This window comes from Paenibacillus sp. MSJ-34 (assembly GCF_018918005.1).
Classification (GTDB): Bacteria; Bacillota; Bacilli; order Paenibacillales; family Paenibacillaceae; genus MSJ-34.
The window spans coordinates 47,134-64,980 of sequence record NZ_JAHLPR010000018.1; the positions used below are offsets into that span (position 1 = coordinate 47,134).

Annotated in this window: 18 protein-coding genes; 17 read left to right on the top strand and 1 reads right to left on the bottom strand. The window is 51.5% G+C overall.

Annotated elements, in window-relative coordinates:
• The first annotated feature begins 9 nt into the window (after window positions 1–9).
• The 5 genes from KQI79_RS10925 to KQI79_RS10945 all read left to right on the top strand — a co-directional run bounded on the left by KQI79_RS10925 (window position 10) and on the right by KQI79_RS10945 (window position 3,088).
• Window positions 10–219 carry a hypothetical protein gene (locus tag KQI79_RS10925; RefSeq protein ID WP_216538266.1) on the top strand — a complete coding sequence of 70 codons (210 nt, stop codon included), beginning with the start codon at window positions 10–12 and terminating at the stop codon, window positions 217–219.
• Window positions 220–537: 318 nt separating this feature from the next.
• A complete protein-coding gene (locus tag KQI79_RS10930; RefSeq protein WP_216538267.1) occupies window positions 538–744 on the top strand; it encodes a hypothetical protein in 207 nt (68 codons plus the stop codon).
• A gap of 146 nt (window positions 745–890) precedes the next feature.
• Window positions 891–1,238, top strand: coding sequence for a hypothetical protein (locus KQI79_RS10935; RefSeq protein ID WP_216538268.1), 348 nt, complete (start codon window positions 891–893; stop codon window positions 1,236–1,238).
• Window positions 1,239–1,285: 47 nt separating this feature from the next.
• Complete coding sequence (locus KQI79_RS10940; RefSeq protein WP_216538269.1) at window positions 1,286–1,867, top strand: hypothetical protein; 582 nt, start codon at window positions 1,286–1,288, stop codon at window positions 1,865–1,867.
• Between the two features lie 60 nt (window positions 1,868–1,927).
• On the top strand, window positions 1,928–3,088 hold the full coding sequence (locus tag KQI79_RS10945; protein WP_216538270.1) for a DUF6348 family protein: 1,161 nt from the start codon (window positions 1,928–1,930) through the stop codon (window positions 3,086–3,088).
• A 15-nt stretch (window positions 3,089–3,103) separates the two neighbouring features.
• On the opposite strand, the gene KQI79_RS10950 is transcribed toward KQI79_RS10945, so the two are convergent.
• Window positions 3,104–3,985 carry a LysR family transcriptional regulator gene (locus KQI79_RS10950; RefSeq protein WP_216538308.1) on the bottom strand — a complete coding sequence of 294 codons (882 nt, stop codon included), beginning with the start codon at window positions 3,983–3,985 and terminating at the stop codon, window positions 3,104–3,106.
• A gap of 237 nt (window positions 3,986–4,222) precedes the next feature.
• Here KQI79_RS10950 and KQI79_RS10955 point away from each other — a divergent pair, with 237 nt between their 5' ends.
• From KQI79_RS10955 to KQI79_RS28000, 12 genes are all read left to right on the top strand, one after another.
• The gene (locus KQI79_RS10955; RefSeq protein ID WP_216538309.1) at window positions 4,223–4,813 is read left to right on the top strand and encodes an ankyrin repeat domain-containing protein; all 591 of its coding nucleotides are present in this window, start codon (window positions 4,223–4,225) and stop codon (window positions 4,811–4,813) included.
• A gap of 35 nt (window positions 4,814–4,848) precedes the next feature.
• Window positions 4,849–5,424, top strand: coding sequence for a GNAT family N-acetyltransferase (locus KQI79_RS10960; RefSeq protein ID WP_216538271.1), 576 nt, complete (start codon window positions 4,849–4,851; stop codon window positions 5,422–5,424).
• Window positions 5,425–5,915: 491 nt separating this feature from the next.
• Window positions 5,916–6,983 (top strand): Gfo/Idh/MocA family protein, encoded by a 1,068-nt coding sequence (locus KQI79_RS10965; protein ID WP_216538272.1) that lies wholly within the window; start codon window positions 5,916–5,918, stop codon window positions 6,981–6,983.
• Complete coding sequence (locus KQI79_RS10970) at window positions 6,980–7,960, top strand: ROK family protein (protein ID WP_216538273.1); 981 nt, start codon at window positions 6,980–6,982, stop codon at window positions 7,958–7,960. Before KQI79_RS10965 ends, KQI79_RS10970 begins: the two co-directional genes overlap by 4 nt.
• A gap of 3 nt (window positions 7,961–7,963) precedes the next feature.
• Window positions 7,964–8,719, top strand: coding sequence for a glucosamine-6-phosphate deaminase (locus KQI79_RS10975; protein ID WP_216538274.1), 756 nt, complete (start codon window positions 7,964–7,966; stop codon window positions 8,717–8,719).
• A 63-nt stretch (window positions 8,720–8,782) separates the two neighbouring features.
• Window positions 8,783–9,610 (top strand): sugar phosphate isomerase/epimerase family protein, encoded by an 828-nt coding sequence (locus KQI79_RS10980; RefSeq protein WP_216538275.1) that lies wholly within the window; start codon window positions 8,783–8,785, stop codon window positions 9,608–9,610.
• Entirely contained in the window at window positions 9,607–10,737 is a 1,131-nt protein-coding gene (locus tag KQI79_RS10985) for a Gfo/Idh/MocA family protein (RefSeq protein WP_216538276.1), read from the top strand. Before KQI79_RS10980 ends, KQI79_RS10985 begins: the two co-directional genes overlap by 4 nt.
• Window positions 10,738–10,780: 43 nt before the next feature.
• Window positions 10,781–12,124 carry an ABC transporter substrate-binding protein gene (locus tag KQI79_RS10990; RefSeq protein WP_216538277.1) on the top strand — a complete coding sequence of 448 codons (1,344 nt, stop codon included), beginning with the start codon at window positions 10,781–10,783 and terminating at the stop codon, window positions 12,122–12,124.
• 81 nt (window positions 12,125–12,205) lie between these two features.
• Window positions 12,206–13,078 (top strand): carbohydrate ABC transporter permease, encoded by an 873-nt coding sequence (locus KQI79_RS10995; protein WP_230192246.1) that lies wholly within the window; start codon window positions 12,206–12,208, stop codon window positions 13,076–13,078.
• 5 nt (window positions 13,079–13,083) lie between these two features.
• The gene (locus KQI79_RS11000) at window positions 13,084–13,938 is read left to right on the top strand and encodes a carbohydrate ABC transporter permease (RefSeq protein ID WP_216538279.1); all 855 of its coding nucleotides are present in this window, start codon (window positions 13,084–13,086) and stop codon (window positions 13,936–13,938) included.
• Window positions 13,939–13,972: 34 nt separating this feature from the next.
• Window positions 13,973–15,772, top strand: a complete 1,800-nt coding sequence (locus KQI79_RS11005; RefSeq protein WP_216538280.1) for a cache domain-containing sensor histidine kinase — start codon at window positions 13,973–13,975, stop codon at window positions 15,770–15,772.
• Window positions 15,747–17,336 carry a response regulator gene (locus tag KQI79_RS28000; RefSeq protein WP_301287904.1) on the top strand — a complete coding sequence of 530 codons (1,590 nt, stop codon included), beginning with the start codon at window positions 15,747–15,749 and terminating at the stop codon, window positions 17,334–17,336. The genes KQI79_RS11005 and KQI79_RS28000 overlap by 26 nt, the downstream gene beginning before the upstream one ends.
• The last annotated feature ends 511 nt before the right edge of the window (window positions 17,337–17,847 follow it).

The window sequence follows — 17,847 nt, forward strand, 5'->3', positions numbered from 1 at the left end:
AATTACTACATGCGTTCCAATCAAAAAGAGTTGGGTCGATCATATATTGAAAAAGCGATTGCGAATATTACAGGTGTATATTGGATCGATGATATAGACTACGACATTATGTTTGATATAGATGAGTATTTTAATGAACTTATTAAAGGAATCCATGTTACTACGGTCGTTTTACAGATCATGCGTAAAGAAATGGAGGGCTATTATCTAGATACATAGCAAGTGTAATACTTAATTTCACAAAATTTCGCAGGAAGCAACATGCATATAAAGGCAATGAATATGAGTTGCTTGAATGGTTCTTTAAGTGAGACGATCTATAGAATGACGGTACAGTATAACTCGTCTATAAATTTTGTATTGGTCTGAGTCGGATCTATGGTGATTACGGGGCGTTTCGGGTGAGGTGAGACAGTGACGACTGAATTTAATGAGAATGACTTGAAAAGATTATTTACATAATGTATTAATATGCACAATGACGCCTCTTGCGAGTATTTTTGCATTCGGAAAGACAATCAGGGATCCAAATTGATCATGTACTTTTCTGCTTATGCTGAAGTAATTTCTCTAAACCTATATCATGGAGAACATGAAACAAAGATTGTAAAAATGGACGTGAATAATATTACTGAGGCGCGTGAACAAGACGGTAAGTTAGTCATTACACAAGAAGGAAACGATAAAAAACTCATCATTCATTTCGAACCCAACATATGGATTTCGTGGGGCGAAGAAGAGTAGTTGTTGTAGGATAGAACAATAAGCCAGTCGGAAATCATTTTCGGCTGGCATTTCATTACATTTGCTGGGGTTTGGATATGACCTTATCTTTGTTGAAAGAAAAAATATAGGGATCACGGAGATTCGAAAAGAGTAGGGGAAAACAGATGACGACTGAATTTAATGAAGATGACTTGATAAAACTATTTCCAAATCAACCGATTAATATGCACGATGATGCCTCTTGTGAGTATTTTTGTATTCGAGAAGACAGTCAGGGTTTTTCGTTGATCATGTACTTTTCTGCCTATGAAGAAGTAATGTCACTGAGTTTGTATTACGGAGAACACGAGACGAAGGTTTTGGAAATGGACTTGAAAAATATCACAGAAGCGCGAGAACAAGACGGGAAACTAGTCATTAAACAGGAGGGAAACCATAATAAACTTATTATTCATCTTGAACCTGCCATATGGATTTTCTTGGGTGAAGAAGAGAGATTATTAGATATTTGATATTTGGACATGAACCCATATGAACCCGCGAGAGGGGGATTTCTCTTTTGTTGAAGTTGAGTTATAAGCTAAGAATGCCGGAAGAAGAAATCAAACGCCTTTCTTTGGAAGAGTTTGACGAAGAATATTACGGCAATTTTTTCGGAATGTTCAGTTTGGAAGCCAATGGCTGTATTTTTGGTCATGTAGAAGAAGATCCAACGGAAATTGACTTTGATATTTATGAAGAATGGGTATTAACATGGTTTTCCATGATGAATGATGCAGTAGATGAACTATACAGATATGGTTATTCAGCGGTCAAAGTGATCGAGGAGATGCTTTCCTGGCTCGAATTTATAGAATCGGAAGAGGGACTCATAACCATTCGATATGTTTCTGCAAACGATGATGAAAATAAAACAATACCGGGCAGGGCGCTTGCAGACGTTATCAAAATCTATTGGTCGGCGGACCGAATCCCTTTGAACTTATTCTATGAAGAAGTGCGAGGAAAGACGGAGGAGATTTTAGACTATATCTATAAATTAAATCCCGACTTATTCGGCAGCAGATATATGCTCTACCATTTAATCAAGAAACATCGGCAAAACATCGAAACTGTGCGTTGGTCTGAATTGGATATATAATAGTCAGTGACTTACCGTTTTCGGGAGGAACGACGGCAAAATGGAGAGGAGCTGCGACGAATGAGTCAAGAAAGAGAAGAGCGGTTGGATTGGGACGATGAGAAAATCGAGGATCCTGCGCATTTCCTGCTGCATCGCGGGATGAGAGGGATATTCGAGGCGGAGGAGATGGTGGAGGGGGACCGTTTGTATATTCCCGAATGGGAGCTCACGATTCGTCCTCATGTGGCAAGATGGTCGGAGCAGTCCGTTATGCTTCAGTTTCAATTGCGTTCGCCGAGATGGGATCGCGATATATTCGAGACAGCGGCAGGCATTGGCGGCAACTTGAAAAGCGCGCTCGGCATGGCTGTCGGCGGCTTCGCCTTTTCGTTAATGCAGGGAATCGCATCTATGGAGAAGAACAGGGATCCCGAAGATCTCCGTACGGAATACGGAGATACGGCGCATCATTGGCAAGTGTATAGAAGCAATATCGTCGGTCTGGGCGAGTCGACAACCGAAATGCAGGAGACGCCCTATTGGGAAGCGCTGAAGGATGGAATCGCGAAACGGATTGGCAATCAGAAGCTTTGTTACGTTAAAATCTACGGCGCCAAAAACGGCGACGACATCACCGGCGAATGCCGCATCAACGATATTCCAAGCCCCGAATTGGGCCAAATCGTGGGAGAGCTAGTCAGCAAGTGGCAAGTCCAGGAGTTCGCGTCGCAGAAGCAATTTATTTTGTTGCGGCAGTCGGAAGAGACCTATACGCCATATCCGTACCAAGCCGAAGACATTGCCGCCGCCACACGGACGGCTGTCCGGATGTTCATGGAGTGCGACACGCAGGAGAAGTATGAGGAATTTCCGGTACGATTGGCCGAACAATTGCAGGATGCCAGCTTAGGGCAGGAGTTATATTCTTTTTTGCCGGAAATTTGTGCGGAGCATGCCTTCGATAAGTTAACGTATCAAGAAGAAATGTTACTACATAAAGGCGAGACCGCTTTCCCCGTCTATCGCACTCAGTTGGCCAGTTACTATATGATTTATGACGCATTGTTCGAGGGTTTTCGGACCGATCAATTTGACGATGAAGCATATAAGCAATATGTCGGCGTCAGTTCGATATACAGTGTAATTTGCAATGCGAGAGAGCAGGGAGCGGATTTGTTGGATACCGGCGGTATGTTGACGTTATCCTTTGGAATGTCGGATCGATATCAGTTTCGATAAACGCCGTGAATGTGCCTAAGCTCGGAAATTTTTGAAACACTCGATAAAATGTTGTGCCGTGTTGGATAAGCGATGATTTTTCAGCCATATGAGTCCAAGCAGTGAAGACATCCCGCATGCAGGGGAAATTTTGCAGGCATGAACGGCATATCCTTTATGCCGGTTCAGCAGCGTTTCCGGAACGATCGACGAACAAAAATCGGTGGACACCAAATCCATCAGCAGCACGATATCGGAACATTCGCCTACAATGTGGGGATGGAAATCGAACCGGGAAAAAGCCTCCAAAATTAAATAATGCACCCCCAACCCCTGTGTGCTTGGCAACAAGAGCGGCTCGTTGACAATGTCCGTTAGCGATACTTCAGCTTCAAGACGATTCCGTTTCCGGGAAGAGATCCAATAAAACGGTTCGCTATACAAATGAAGAACTGAAAAATCATCCAATTCAAGCGGCAATCGAATGAATGCCAGTTCAATGGCCCGATCCCGCACTAACCGGCAAAGATGGGCGGATTCGTTTTGCTGAATTTTATACGTCACTTTCGGATATTGCCGTTGAAATTGATGAAGGATTTCCGGCAAGCGAGCGACCGAAAACGTATTGACGCCTATCGTCAGCCTGCCGTTCGCCCCGTTTCCAACTTCGCGCACTTCCATTTTCGCTTCTTCCATTAACTGATCCATTTGCAAGGCGTACGTATATAAGGTTTTTCCCGCATCGGTTACTTCCAACTGTTTGCCGTTTCTCTCGACCAAGATGGCGCCAAGTTCCTCCTCCATTTCTTTCAATTGTTGGCTTAATGGCGGTTGCGAAATATGAAGCCTTCTCGCCGCGGCGGAGATGCTTTTTTCCTCTACAATCGCGATAAAATACCGCAGTTTACGAATGTCCATCATCTCAAACAGCTCCTTTATCTATATGAAATACGTATAGATAACTTATTTTATATATCATTTTCATGCGATTCTCTTCATGATAGCATAGTAGTAACGAACGAAAAAGGAGGCTTGATGATGCATCGTCTCTTGATAAGTCTATTTGTCGTTATGCTTGCTGCGTGCCAATCGGAACCGGGCTCTTCGCAGCTTGGATCGAATGAAGTACAATCTAATGAAAAGAGGGTGGAAGAAATGAACCTGCAATTGATTGCTTTGGCGGCGGAAGGAGATACCGATACGGTTCTGCAACTGCTTCAAGAGGGAGCGGACATCAACGCAACGGACGGAAGCGGGAGAACGGCTGTCCTGGCGGCAACGCGCAACAATCGAGCGGATACGGTGAAAGCATTGATCCAGCAAGGCGCGGACATTAACATTCGCGACAACAGCTTGGACAATGTGCTTTTGTATGCCGGAGCGTCAGGATATCTCGAAATTGTAAAATTGGCGATTGACGCCGGCGCCGATACGAAACTGACGAACCGGTTCGGCGGCACGGCTCTGATCCCGGCTTCGGAACGCGGTCATGTCGAGGTAGTTCGGGAACTGCTCACGAATTCCGATGTCGATGTCAATCACATTAACAATTTGCAGTGGACGGCGCTGTTGGAAGCGGTCATTTTAGGGGATGGCGGCGAGAGGCATCAGAACATCGTACAACTGCTGCTCGATCATGGAGCCGATGTGAATATTGGCGACGGCGACGGGATCACTCCTCTGCAGCATGCGCAAAAACGCGGATTCACGGAAATTGAATCGATTCTAAAGAAGGCGGGCGCTTAGGGGGAAATCCGCAAAATTAGGAGGAACATGAACTTATGGCTTTATTGGAAATATTGCATTTTGCTCAAGAAGAATGCCCTGCGGCATGGAGGGAGCAAATTATCGGGCTTATGCGGCAGGAATGGCCGCGAGCTTTTGAAGGCGGGCCTGTCGTGTGGCCGGATTGTCCGGATACGCATCCGACGTCGTTCGTGCTTCTCTCCGATCGAATGGTGGTGAGCCATGTGGCCGTGCCGAGGAAAGAGATCAGTCACAAAGGGCAGAGCTACCAAGCCTTCGGCATTAGCGAGGTGGTGACTCACCCGGATTGCCGCAGGCAAGGATACGGGGCGAGACTGCTGAAGGAAGCGGCTGCCTATATTGCCGGCAATTCGCCGGATATCAGCCTTTTTACTTGCGTCCCTTCGTTGGTTCCTTTCTATGCTCACGCCGGGTGGGAACATTATGCGGGCACGGTGTTGGTAGGGGGAACGCGCGACAACCCGTTCCGCAGCGATTCGCTGGGGCTGGCGACGATGATGCGTTTGTATTCGGATAAAGCGCGCCGGAATCGGCATGCCTTTCAAGAGACGGACATCGAGTTGGAACTTGGCGAACGGAAGCTATGGTAGGCATGGGGGAAATTGGGCGTTGTACCGGATATGGTGCTACCTTTCAAGCCTAGCGGTTATGCATTTTCGGCCCTTCTGTCGAAATCCCACTCGTTCAGGAAACCCCGCGGCTTCTTTCCGTCTGATCGCGATTTGCTCGCCGCGTGAAGTCCTGAAGCATCCCATGCCCTCGGAACCCGGCGGTCTTGCTGCTGATACCGATACACCAGCTTACTGAATGAAAGGGATATCGACAGAGGGCGGGATAAAGAGATATCGCAATCCCACGACATAAGGTCGACTTCAAAAATGAAATAAAGAAATATAGCGACAGGCTTCCGATTCGGTTCGGAGGGCTGTCGTTTTGCGTTCAAAGCACGATTCATAGAAAATTCCCCCGCCATCGAAGAAATGTACACCTGCTCGCTTCCCTCGCGCTTGATTTAAGATAAGGATGTGCACAGAAATGAGGGGCATGCAACCTTACCATTTATGAGAGCGGAGGAGTCGACATGGCGGAAAAACAAGTGAAAGTAGGAATCATCGGGACTGGATTTATGGGCAAAGCGCATGCCGAAGGGTACCAATTATTCAACATAGAAATCGGTATGTTCGCTTCCCGGACGGCGGAGAAAGCGCAAGCGGTCGCCGAACAATTCGGCGTGGCACGCTGGACCGACCATTGGCTCGACTTGATCCGCGATCCGGAGATCGATTGCGTGGATATTACCGTTCCCAACCATTTGCATTACGAAATGGCCATGGCCTGCATCGAGGCCGGGAAGCCGTTCCTGATCGAGAAGCCGTTGGCGCGCAATACGGAAGAAGGCGAAGCGATCGTCCGGGCGGCCAAGGAGAAAGGAATCGTCGCCGTCTATGCGGAGAATATGCGCTTTAAGCCGGCGTTGATTCGTACGAAGGAACTTGTCGACGAAGGCGCCTTCGGCAAAGTGCTCATGCTTCGCTCGAACGAAATCCATAACGGCCCGTTCCATAGCCCGTGGTTCTGGGATGCGAATTTGACCGGCGGCGGTGCGGCGATCGACATGGGCATCCATGGCGTCAATACGCTCGAATGGATTATGGGTTCGAAAATCAAGCGCGTCTATGCCGAAACGGAAGTGCTTAAATGGAAGGAGCATTGCAAGAACGGCGCGGAAGACAGCGCGATGGCGGTGCTTCGTTTCGAGAACGGAGGCATGGCGGAAATCGTCATCAGTTGGGCGATATCGGGAGGAATGGATGTGCGTCTGGAAGTGTTCGGCGATCAAGGGACCGCCTATGTGAGCACGACGCATGAAGCAGGCGGCTTGCGCATCTACAGCCAGAACGGATACGGCAAGTCCTATGAAGAGGAAGCGAGCCTCAAGCCGCATGTCGTCCCGACGAAAGGATGGAGCTTTCCGGCGCCGAAGGACGTCATTCAACAAGGGCATGCGTTTGAAGTGAAGCATTTTATCGATTGCGTGCGCGGCAAAGTGCAGCCGTCCAGCACATTGGAAGACGGCTTGCGGGCATTAAAGGTCGTCGAGGCGATGTATCGATCGGCGAAAACGGGAATGGCCGTGGAAGTGCAATGAGGGGACAAACCGGCCGCGGGAAGAAGATGAACGAGCGCCCGGTCGCCGTCGGCATCGATGTCGGCGGCACGAAGATCCGGGCCGGATACGTCGCCGAGGACGGCGAAGTGCTGCGGACGGAGCAATATCCGATGGACCGTTCTTCCCAAGCGGCCGCGCTCCATTCCATCTACCGCGCGGCGGACGATTTCCTGCAAACGCCTTGGGACGGAACGGCTCCTTGCGGCATTGGAGTCGGCCTGGTCGGCCAGGTCGATCCCGGCCGCGGCGTGTGGGTGCAGGCGATCAATATTCCGATTCGCGAACCGGTCGCTTTAGCGGCGGAACTGACCCGCAGGTACGGGCTGCCTGCAGCAATGGACAATGACGTGCAAGCGTCTACGCATGCGGAACGGCTGTACGGCGCCGGCAAGGAGTTCGAGCATTTTATCTACATCAATGTCGGCACCGGCATTGCGATGGGCATCGTGGCGGACGGCGTGCTCGTTCGAGGGGCGGCCAATTATGCGGGTGAGTTCGGCCATATGTCGGTCGATCCGCACGGGGACGTCTGCATTTGCGGCAGGCGGGGCTGCTTGGAGCCGATCGCCTCCGGAGGCGGCATGGTCGAACGGGCGGGAGCCCACTTAGCGTCGTATCCGCATTCGTCGCTGCATGCTTACGCCGACCGTCTGCAATCGCAAGCGATCTTCGAGGAGGCCCGTCGAGGCGATCCGCTTGCGGCGCGCCTTGCGCAGAATGCGATGGAGGCGCTCGGTTCGGCCGTGACGAATGCGGTGAACCTGTTGAATCCGCAGGCCGTCATTGTAGGCGGGGGCGTGTTCAGGGACATGAGCCTGATCGAGGAGCTCAATGACTATATTCGCCGATTCAGCTTGCCGGCCGCCGCCCAATCGCTCGTACGGATCGAGACGTCGGAACTGGATATTCATATGGTGGGACTGCTCGGAGCAGCATCATTAGTTTGGAGGTCTTAAGCGATGAAATGGATTGTGGAACAAAGTACTGAAGCGTTCAACCGGCGCAGCGCGCAGGAGATTACGGAGCAAATCGGGAGGAAGGCGGACAGCAGAATCAGCTTTGCCACTGGTTCGACAACGAAAGGGATCTATCGGGAATTAGCCGCCCTCTATCGTCAGGGGGGCTTGGATTTTTCCCGCGTCGAGGCGTTTGTCCTCGACGAATACCAAGGCGCTTCCCAAGCCAATCCGGCAAGCTGCCTGGCCCGATTAACGGCGCAACTGTTCGATCAAGTCAACATGGATGCGTCACGGATCCACTTCTTTGACAGCATGGCGGCGGATCTGCATCAGGTTGCCGAAGCTTACGAGCGGAACATTCGGGCTCTTGGCGGAATCGATCTGCAAGTGCTGGGGCTGGGCGCCAACGGCCATATCGGATTCAACGAGCCTGGCACCCCTTTCCATGCCGTGACGCGCGTCGTAGATGTCGGCGAGGAGACGATCGAGGCGCGGGCGGACATGTTCGGTTCCAGGGAGCTTGTGCCCCGGCAAGGTATTACCTTGGGAATCAAGACGATTATGCAATCAAGGAAAATATTCCTGTTTGCGAACGGCGAACATAAAGCTACGATGGTGGAACAGGCGCTATTCGGTCCCGTTACGCCGGATATTCCCGCCTCGGTACTGCAACTGCATCCGGACTTGACCGTCGTTCTCGACCGGGATGCCGCCGGGAAAGTACGGGATCGTCTGCCGGAAGACGCTGTTGAATAACACGGGCGATCGCAGCCGCGAACACAGGACACGAACAAGACTATAACGGTCCGGGAGGTAAAGATGAAGATTTCAATCGGAGGATACTCCTTTAACAACACCTATTGCGATGGAAAAATGGACGTATTCGGTTATTTGGAGACGGTCAAATACCGGTATCGTATGGATGCGGTCGATCTATGGAACGGCTTCTTTATCGATCGGAGCCAGCCGATCTATAAGCTTGCGGATGAAAGCTATATTCGCAAAATCAAAGAAGCGCTTGACGAGAAAGAGATGAGGGTCGTCAATTTTGCCGTTGACGGAGCCCATCTATGGGACCCGGATCCGGACATTCGGCAGAAGCTGTACGAGAATGCGCTGGTCCATCTCGACGCGGCGGAAATATTGGGCGCCGAGACAGTGCGAATCGATACGGGCGGCAGTTACCGGGAATCGGAGCCGATGACGGACGAACAATTCGAGTATACGGTCAAGCGCTATCGGGAATACGCGGACCGGGCGGCGGACCGCGGGTATAAGATCGGTCCCGAGAATCATATGGGCGCCTCCTTGCTGCCGCGGGAAATGAAACGAATCGCGGAGGCCGTCGATCATCCGGCATTCGGATTTCTGCTTCATCTCAACCGGTGGAAAGCCGATGAATTGGAAGGGGACGAACTGGTTGCGCCATGGGCGTTCCATACCCATTTCGATGCGAAAACGGTCGTTCTGCCCGAGGCGGAAGCGAAAGTCAAAAGCTTGCTCGCGGGCGGTTATGAAGGCTACTGGGGCGTGGAATACAATGCGCCCGGCAATCAGTACGCCGAGATGGAATGGATCATTGCGGCCGTGAAACGATTGTTGATCGGCGCCGGCAATGAAATCGAGCGAGGTGAACAGGCGCAATGAGCGATACGGTCAAAATCGGCATGATAGGCGTTGGGCAGATCGGCAAGCTGCATCTGGAAAGATACGAAGCGATTCCCGGCGTGGAGATTGTCGCCGCCTGCGACGTGAATGAAGCGGAAGCCCGGAGAACGGCGGAACGATACGGAATTCCCCATGTCTACACCGACTTCCGGGAAATGCTGAAGCGGGACGATATCGTCGCGGTCGACGTATGCTTGCATAACAACTTTCACGCGCCGGTTACGCTGGCCGCGTTCGAGGCGGGCAAGCATGTCTATTGCGAGAAGCCGATCGCCGGTTCTTACGCCGACGGCAAAGCGATGTTCGACGCGGCGGCGCAAACCGGCCGCATGCTGCATATTCAGCTCAGCACGTTATACCGGCCGGAAACGAAAGCGGCCAAAACGTTAATCGACGGAGGCAAGCTCGGCAAGCTCTATCATGCCCGTTCCACCGGATTTCGCCGGCGGGGACGCCCGTATGTGGACGGATACGGCACGCCGTTCTTCACCCGCAAGGAAACGGCCGCGGGCGGGGCGCTGCTGGACATGGGCGTCTATCATATTGCGCAAATGCTGTATTTGCTGGGCAATCCGGAAGTGGCTAGCGTCTCGGGCAAAGTGTATCAAGAGATGGATATGCTGGCCGAACGGCGGGAGAAGAGCGGATTCGACGTGGAGGAGTTGGCCGTCGGGCTGGTTAAATGCCGGAACGGCATTACACTGGATTTGATCGAAGCGTGGTCGGTCCATATGGGCGGCTTCGAAGGCGGAACCGTCCTCGGGTCGCAAGGCGGGATCCGATTGCCGGCGGAGCTTGCGAACGGGATCAGCCAGCCGTTCAGCTTCCACAGCACCGTTTGCGATATCGACATGGACGCCACGGTGGATTTGGAGAAGATGGATCTGCGCTGGCATCGGTTAAGAGAAGATGAAACCGCTTACGACTCGTCGCAGCATCACTGGATCGCCGCGCTTGCGGGCCGGGTTCCCCTGCTGCCGACGGCGGAGCTTGCTCTGAATACGATGTTGATCAGCGAAGGGATCTACTTGTCGGACCGGCTGGAACGCGAAGTAACGGCGGAAGAAACCGCGGCGCTCTCGCAATCCCTGTCCGTCTCCGTATAGCCGAATGCCTTTTACAAATAACTCATTACTGGGGGTTTGAAAGATGAAAAAGAGATGGCTGATCGCAGGTTTGACAATCCTATTATCCGTCATGCTGACTATATCCGGATGCGGATCGAACAACAATGCCGGAGCGCCGGAGCAAGGAACAGGCGGCAAGCAAGAGCAACCGGGCGAAAAAGTGAAGGAATTCGAAATGTCGTTGCGGCACACGTTTATTAACGAAGCGGACCAATCGCGCGTAGCGATGTTGAACGATGTCATTCAAGAAGTGGAGAAGCAAGTTCCCGGCTTGAAAATCGTAACGGAAGGCGTCGATGTCGTCGTTAACCGTTCGACCAAGCTAAAGGCCGAATTCGCCGCGGGCACCCCGCCGAAAATGTTCTACAACTTTGGCGGCAGCGACACGGAGAACTATGCCAAAACCGGACATTTGCTGGACTTGACCCCGATCGTGGAGGAATTGGGCTTGAAGGATAAAATTCAGGATTTCTCCGAATTTACGGTGGACGGCAAAATTTACGGCATTCCCGATAACGGCTATATCGAAGGATTTTTCTACAACAAGAAAATATTCGAGGAATTGAATCTGACGCCGCCGACAACGTGGGAGGAATTTCTGGCGATGTGCGAAACGTTGAAATCGAACGGCTATACGCCGCTCGCCCTCGGTGCGGCCGAAGCGTGGTCGATCAATATGATCCCGACGAATTTTGCCGCGACGCTTGGAGGAGCCGACTTTTTCCGCGGCTTGAAGACCGGGGAGACGAAGTGGACCGATCCCGAGATGGTCGAAGCGTTCAAGAGGGTCAAGGAATTGCTCGATAAAGGCTACTATACGGAAAACACGCTCGGCTTCAAGCATTCCGAAGCGCAGGCACAATTCTCCAGCGGCAAAGCGGCGATCATCTTCGACGGCACTTGGGGGCTTAACACCTATGCCAATAAAGACCGGTCGGTCGTGGCGAACGATCTCGGCTTCTTCAAAGTTCCGAACTTCGGCGGAAAGGGCGACAATACGATTAACGCCAGCTTCTCCACAGGCTATGCGTTCTCGTCCCATCTGGACGACAACGAAATGGAAGCCGTGAAAGCTTTTATTAAAGAGTACTATCAGGAAAAATGGCAAAAGAGACAATTGCTCGAATCCAACCGCTTCCCATCGATGGTGCTGACCGATACGGAAGGCGTGGAGCCGATCATTAAGGAAGTCAGCGACGCCGCGCAAGGCATGGCTACGTTCCCGGCGTTCGACGCGCTGGTGCAGCCGAAGATCAAGACCGATCTCGAAGCGGGCATGCAGCAAGTGGTGGGCAATAAAACTTCCGTTGAGAAGATGCTGGAAAATATGCAATCCTTCCAGGAGCGAGAAAATAACAAAGAGTAACGGCAACCAGACGCTGCGGGTATCGCCGAGGCCGCGATACCCGCACATTGATTCGGATCGGAGGGATTGGAATTGAATCGGATGTTCAAAAATCCTGTCGCTTATCTATTTTTTATCGTGCCCACGCTTTTGCTGTATTTTGTATTCTACTTGTACCCGTTATCCTCTACCGTGATCTATGCGTTCTCGGATTGGGACGGGTTATCGGAGCCGGTATTCAACGGATTGGATAATTTCCGCAGAGCGTTGCAAGACGAACAGCTTTTCCGGTCGCTATGGAACAATCTGGCCTTCACCGGCTTCGCGCTGATCGTGCAGCTTCCCATTATTGTCGGTTCCGCCGTTCTAATCTCCGAAGTCCGCCGGTGGTCGGGTTTTTACAAGACGACGTTTTTCATGCCGGCTATCTTGTCTACGCCCGTCGTGGCGGTACTCTGGTCTTTCGTCGTTTTCCATCCGGAGATCGGCATACTGAATTTGACGCTGCGCCATCTCGGGCTCGGACATTGGGCGAGGGCGTGGCTTGCGGACGATCATACCGCGCTGCTGTCGATCTTGGTGACGAACGCATGGGCCAGCATCGGCTTTTACATCGTACTGGCGCTTGCCGCCATTTACGGCATTTCCAGAGAGATCCACGAAGCGGCGCAAGTGGACGGGGCGAGCTTCTGGCAGCGGTCGCTGTTCATTACCGTTCCCATGATTCGTCCGGTCATCTCCGTGATCGTTCTGCTGAAAGTGGCCGGATCGCTCAAAACGCTCGATATCGTCATGGTGATGACGGGCGGAGGCCCGGCGGGGCTGACGGATGTAATGGCGACGTATATGTATCGGGTCGGCTTCCAATACCTTGAATCCGGTTATGCGAATACGATTGCGTTTATTATGGTCATCTTTACGGTCATACTGACGGGCATTACCGGTTACATCTCGAAGAAGCTGGAGGAGGTCTGACGAGGATGGGCACAAAGAACAAACCAAAGAACGGCATACTCCTTCATATCGTATTGATGGGCTATGTTATAATTTCCTTATATCCGCTGTTCTGGGCGTTTCAGAACTCGTTCAAACGGCATGTCGACATCATCGTCTCGCCGTTCGCCCCGATCAAAAATTTTACGTTCCAAAACTATATCGACGCATGGAATACGTCCAACGTGAACGTCTATTTAGCGAACAGTTTTCTCGTCAGCACCGTTTCCAGCGTTGCAACCGTTTTCCTGGCAGCGATGACGGCGTACGCGCTGGTGAGAATTCCTTATAAACTATTGAACGCCGCGATCATGGGCATTTTGCTGCTCGCCATCATGGTCCCGGGAGCTACGATTCTGGTGCCGCTGTATTCGTTCGTGCGCAAATTCGAACAGTATTTCGGCTTTCAAATCTACGACACCTATATGTCGCTGATCTTCCCTTACGTCACCTTCGGACTGGCGATTTCCGTTGTGATCATTAAAGCGTTTATGAGTTCGATGCCGAAGGAACTGGAAGAGGCTGCGGTCATGGACGGGCTGAACATCTACGGGCTGTTCTTCCGCATCGTGCTGCCGCTATGTTTGCCCGCGCTCGTCTCCGTCTTTATCGTCAACTACTTAAACAACTGGAACGAGTTTATTATGGCGAATCTGCTTCTGTCCAAAGAAAATTTGCGCACGCTCGCGGTCGGGGTGGCTGCATTTAAAGACATGCTGAACACGAACTATGGCGGCCTGTATGCGGCAACGATGTACAGCGTCATTCCGGTTGTCGTCGTCTATATTTTCCTGCAGGACCGAATCATCGAAGGCTTGACCTCGGGAAGCTTGAAAGGCTGAGCAGCGGTTACAGACGAGGAGGACATCATCCGGTATGAGCATCCGCAATCGAGTATTAATAGGTTTCGTATTATGCATTATTCTTCCGATTATCGCGCTCGGCATTGTCGGCTCGGCGCTGTTCCAGACGGTGCTGCAGAAGAAATATTCCGAGCAGTCGCAGCTGATCAACGCTTCCGTAGCGCGGAATGTGGCGACGATATTCAAGGACGCTACGGCCTATTCGGATCAATCGATGTTCTCCAGCCGTGTGCAGGACTTTCTGAATCAAGATGCGGACGAACGGGATATGACGGAGATTCCGAGCCTGCTCAACCAGACGTTTCTGATGTACGGTCCGCTCGATACGGTAACGCTGTATACGTTGGACGGCGAGGCTTACAGCCGATCAAAATCCGATCTGAAGCCGGTTTCCATGGAACAGCTGCGCCAAAGCGGCGTACTGTCCGAAATGATCCGGCGCAACGGCATTTCCGTATGGCTCGGGCCTTACGAAGGTTCCGGGCTGTCGCCGTCGAACCGGTTTTTCACGCAATTGCGCGTCGTCAACGATCTGAACCGGCAGGAAACGATCGGGTACGTGATGCTGCAATACCAGTTCAACGAATTGGATCAAGTGTTCAATTTCTATTCGAGCAAATTGGATATTCCCAATCATTTTATGTTGGTGAATCAAGAGGGGCTTATCGTGTACGATAACCAGGGCAATGCCGGCGGGGAGAACCTGCGGGGCAAGGTGTCGAAGCCTTTCGACTTAGGCGGGGATTCCGGCAGCGGGAAGCTGGAGTTTAACGGAACGAAAAGCATTTTATCGGTGCAGCCGCTCAATATGAAAGATTTGGGAATATCGAATTTGACGCTGGTCTCGGTTGTTCCGTGGGACTATCTGACCGGGGAGACGACGGCGATTATCCGCTCGATCGGGATCGTGATGGCGGTTATTTTGCTGCTTGCCTTGCTCTTCAATATGATGTTTATCAAACGGTATATTCGGTTTATTATTCGCATGATGCATACGATGAAATTGATCGAACTGGGGGACCTTGGCGTACGCATGGCTTTGGACAGCCGGGACGAGACCGGATCGCTCGCAAGGAGCTTCAACCGATTGGTCGAAAAAGTGGAGGAACTGATCGAGGAAGTGAAGCAGGAGCAGGCGCGCAAGAACAGGGCCGAATTGATGCTGCTGCAGGCGCAGATCAAACCGCATTTTATTATGAATACGCTCGAATCGATCAACGCCTTAAATATGCGGAACGAGCGGGACAAGGTCAGCCAGATGGTGTACCGTCTGGGGCAAAATTTGCATATCAGCTTTCAGGAACAGGAAGAAATTACATTAGGCAAGGAAATCGGCTATTTGCAAAATTATTTCGAAATCCAAAAGGTTCGTTTCGGCCATCTGTTCGATTATGAGATCGTTATGCCGCCGGAACTGGAGAAGTATTCGATCTTGAAATTTACGTTACAGCCTTTGGTAGAGAATAGCATACAGCACGGCTTCGACGATATCGACCGCAAAGGAATGATCGTCGTTCGAGTGGAGGAACGGGAGCGGAATTTGTTGTTATGGGTCGAGGATAACGGTTCGGGGATCGATCCCGATATTTTGCCCTCGTTTCATTACCGGAAATCGAAATTGGCGGAGGACAGGAGGCGGAGTGACGGAAGAGTGGGCCTCGGGGTCATGAATGTGGCGGATCGATTGCGCATGCATTACGGGGCCGGTTACGGCATGTTCATATGCAGCGATCCGGGCCGGGGAACGAAGATTCAATGCTTGATTCCGAAACGGGAGGGTGATTCGAATGATGATTCGCGCTTTAATAGTTGACGACGAGCCGTTAATTGTGGATACGCTGTCGAACGAGATTCCGTGGAACCGGCATGCGATCGAACTGGTCGGTTCGGCGGACAACGGGGTATCCGCCCTGGAGATGGTGAAGGAGTACGAGCCGGATCTGATCCTGTGCGATATCCGGATGCCGAAGCTGGACGGGCTTGCGTTTCTGCAGCAGTTGAATGAGATGGGAAACCGAAGCAGTGTCATTATGCTCACCGGGTTCGCCGAATTCGAATACGCCAGGCAGGCGATGCAATTCGGCGCGAAGGACTTGATTCTCAAGCCGATCAATTATATCGAATTGGATCAAGTGGTCGAACGGATGGGAGCGCAAATCAGGGAACATAAACTGGACGACCGGCGGAAACGGCATCAGTTCAACCATATGAAACATTTGCTGTACGAAAAGATGATTACCGATATTTTGTTCGACTATACGAAGCTGGCCGCGCAACCGTTCTATTCCGAATTCGAATTTGATGTGGAAGGGACAAACTGCGTCTTTTTCCTGGCCGATTTGGAGCGCTATGCTTATAATGCTCATCGTTGGAACGAGAACGAGCGCAAACTGCATAATTTTGCCGTGCGAAACGTGCTTCAGGACGCGCTGCAGCCGTACCGCCTCGACTACTCGGTATTGCAGACACGGGAGGGGGAGTGGTGCGTGCTCATTCGCCGGCCCGTCTCGGAAAAGCCGTTCGATATGGAAGAGGCTGTGCGGTGGGCGGAACAAATGGCGCAAGCGGTGCTCGATCATACGAAGCTGGCGATTCATATCGGCGTATTTCCCGAATATGTCCCTGTGGCGGAATTGGCGCAGGCGTACAAAAGGCTACAGAGGGAAGTGCAATTCTCGGGCGAACGGCAACGGGTCGTCGCGCTTGGATCGGATCGGCAGGAAGAAACCGCGAGCTTGTCGTTCTGGGAACGGGTCGAAGAGATCGTCGCCGGCTTGAAGCGATGCGATACGCGGCGAATGCGGGAGGCGCATCGTTCGCTCATTCATGAGTTGAAGAGCGTCTCCCCTTTGAAATTGGAGAAAATCCTTCACTTTCTCGTGCTCCATTTATTGCGGGAGTTGAAAGAAATTAAGAAGATCGGGGAAGCGGAAGAGCGGGACGTCTGGGTGCGGCTGGAGCAATACGCCAGCGCGAAGGATCTGATCGCCGTTTTGAATCAGATGATCGAGGATGCCGTGATCGAAGCGGGCAACAATCGCTCGAACGAATCGCTGATGGATATGGCCAAGGATTATATCGCGAAGCATGCATCCAGCGATCTGGGCGTCGAGGAAGTGGCCGATTACTTGGGCTTGAGCTCCAGCCATTTCAGCGTATTGTTCAAGCAGCATGTCGGCGAAACCTTCGTCGAGCATTTAACTCGGCTGCGGATCGATTGGGCCAAGTCGATGCTGGTGAACAGCGGCCAGAGCATCTCGAATATCGGCAAGACGGTCGGCTATCTCGACCGCCGTTATTTCAACAAGGTATTCGCCAAATGCGAGGGCGTGACGCCGGCCGAATACCGGGCCCGTTCGGTGTTACGCTCCCGATAAGATTTCTACTATTCCCTAGTTCTATATGCTAACATTATGACGAATATGTATACGGCATGTTGCGAAGCGAATTCGACCGTACGCTGCCGGAATATCTCCGGCAAGGTTTTGATCAAGTGTGATGTGGCTGCCCAACGGACCTTTCGTCGAGAAAAACTTCCAATTGTGCTGTATAATCGCAGGCTTTTTTTCGTAACATCTTGTTTCGTTGAGAAATAACTGTATTTTTGCAGTAAGCTGCGTTCGTCACAGGGGATTGGTGGCTATATTGGTTCTTGTCTAATAAGTTCGTTCAATTTTGCCGCCCATTTTTGCTCCTGATTTGCCGCTCCTGGTATCCTCTGTTTCCCGCTTCTGTCGAAATCCCTTTCGCTCAGGATCTCAGGATCTCAAGTGATATGGCGTTTAGAGAATTAGCATCGTGAGTTACAGATATAGATGTAGCGGATTGACATCATATTGTGCGTTCGTTACGGGATTGAATTGAAAAAAACGGTCAAAGCACAACTGC

Bases quoted from the DNA above. Each gene is read 5' to 3' on its own strand.
- KQI79_RS10925 (WP_216538266.1), top strand. From the start codon at position 10: ATGCGTTCCAATCAAAAAGAGTTGGGTCGATCATATATTGAAAAAGCG.
- KQI79_RS10930 (WP_216538267.1), top strand. From the start codon at position 538: ATGTACTTTTCTGCTTATGCTGAAGTAATTTCTCTAAACCTATATCAT.
- KQI79_RS10935 (WP_216538268.1), top strand. From the start codon at position 891: ATGACGACTGAATTTAATGAAGATGACTTGATAAAACTATTTCCAAAT.
- KQI79_RS10945 (WP_216538270.1), top strand. From the start codon at position 1,928: ATGAGTCAAGAAAGAGAAGAGCGGTTGGATTGGGACGATGAGAAAATC.
- KQI79_RS10950 (WP_216538308.1), bottom strand. From the start codon at position 3,985: ATGGACATTCGTAAACTGCGGTATTTTATCGCGATTGTAGAGGAAAAA.
- KQI79_RS10955 (WP_216538309.1), top strand. From the start codon at position 4,223: ATGAACCTGCAATTGATTGCTTTGGCGGCGGAAGGAGATACCGATACG.
- KQI79_RS10960 (WP_216538271.1), top strand. From the start codon at position 4,849: ATGGCTTTATTGGAAATATTGCATTTTGCTCAAGAAGAATGCCCTGCG.
- KQI79_RS10965 (WP_216538272.1), top strand. From the start codon at position 5,916: ATGGCGGAAAAACAAGTGAAAGTAGGAATCATCGGGACTGGATTTATG.
- KQI79_RS10970 (WP_216538273.1), top strand. From the start codon at position 6,980: ATGAGGGGACAAACCGGCCGCGGGAAGAAGATGAACGAGCGCCCGGTC.
- KQI79_RS10975 (WP_216538274.1), top strand. From the start codon at position 7,964: ATGAAATGGATTGTGGAACAAAGTACTGAAGCGTTCAACCGGCGCAGC.
- KQI79_RS10980 (WP_216538275.1), top strand. From the start codon at position 8,783: ATGAAGATTTCAATCGGAGGATACTCCTTTAACAACACCTATTGCGAT.
- KQI79_RS10985 (WP_216538276.1), top strand. From the start codon at position 9,607: ATGAGCGATACGGTCAAAATCGGCATGATAGGCGTTGGGCAGATCGGC.
- KQI79_RS10990 (WP_216538277.1), top strand. From the start codon at position 10,781: ATGAAAAAGAGATGGCTGATCGCAGGTTTGACAATCCTATTATCCGTC.
- KQI79_RS10995 (WP_230192246.1), top strand. From the start codon at position 12,206: ATGTTCAAAAATCCTGTCGCTTATCTATTTTTTATCGTGCCCACGCTT.
- KQI79_RS11000 (WP_216538279.1), top strand. From the start codon at position 13,084: ATGGGCACAAAGAACAAACCAAAGAACGGCATACTCCTTCATATCGTA.
- KQI79_RS11005 (WP_216538280.1), top strand. From the start codon at position 13,973: ATGAGCATCCGCAATCGAGTATTAATAGGTTTCGTATTATGCATTATT.
- KQI79_RS28000 (WP_301287904.1), top strand. From the start codon at position 15,747: ATGATGATTCGCGCTTTAATAGTTGACGACGAGCCGTTAATTGTGGAT.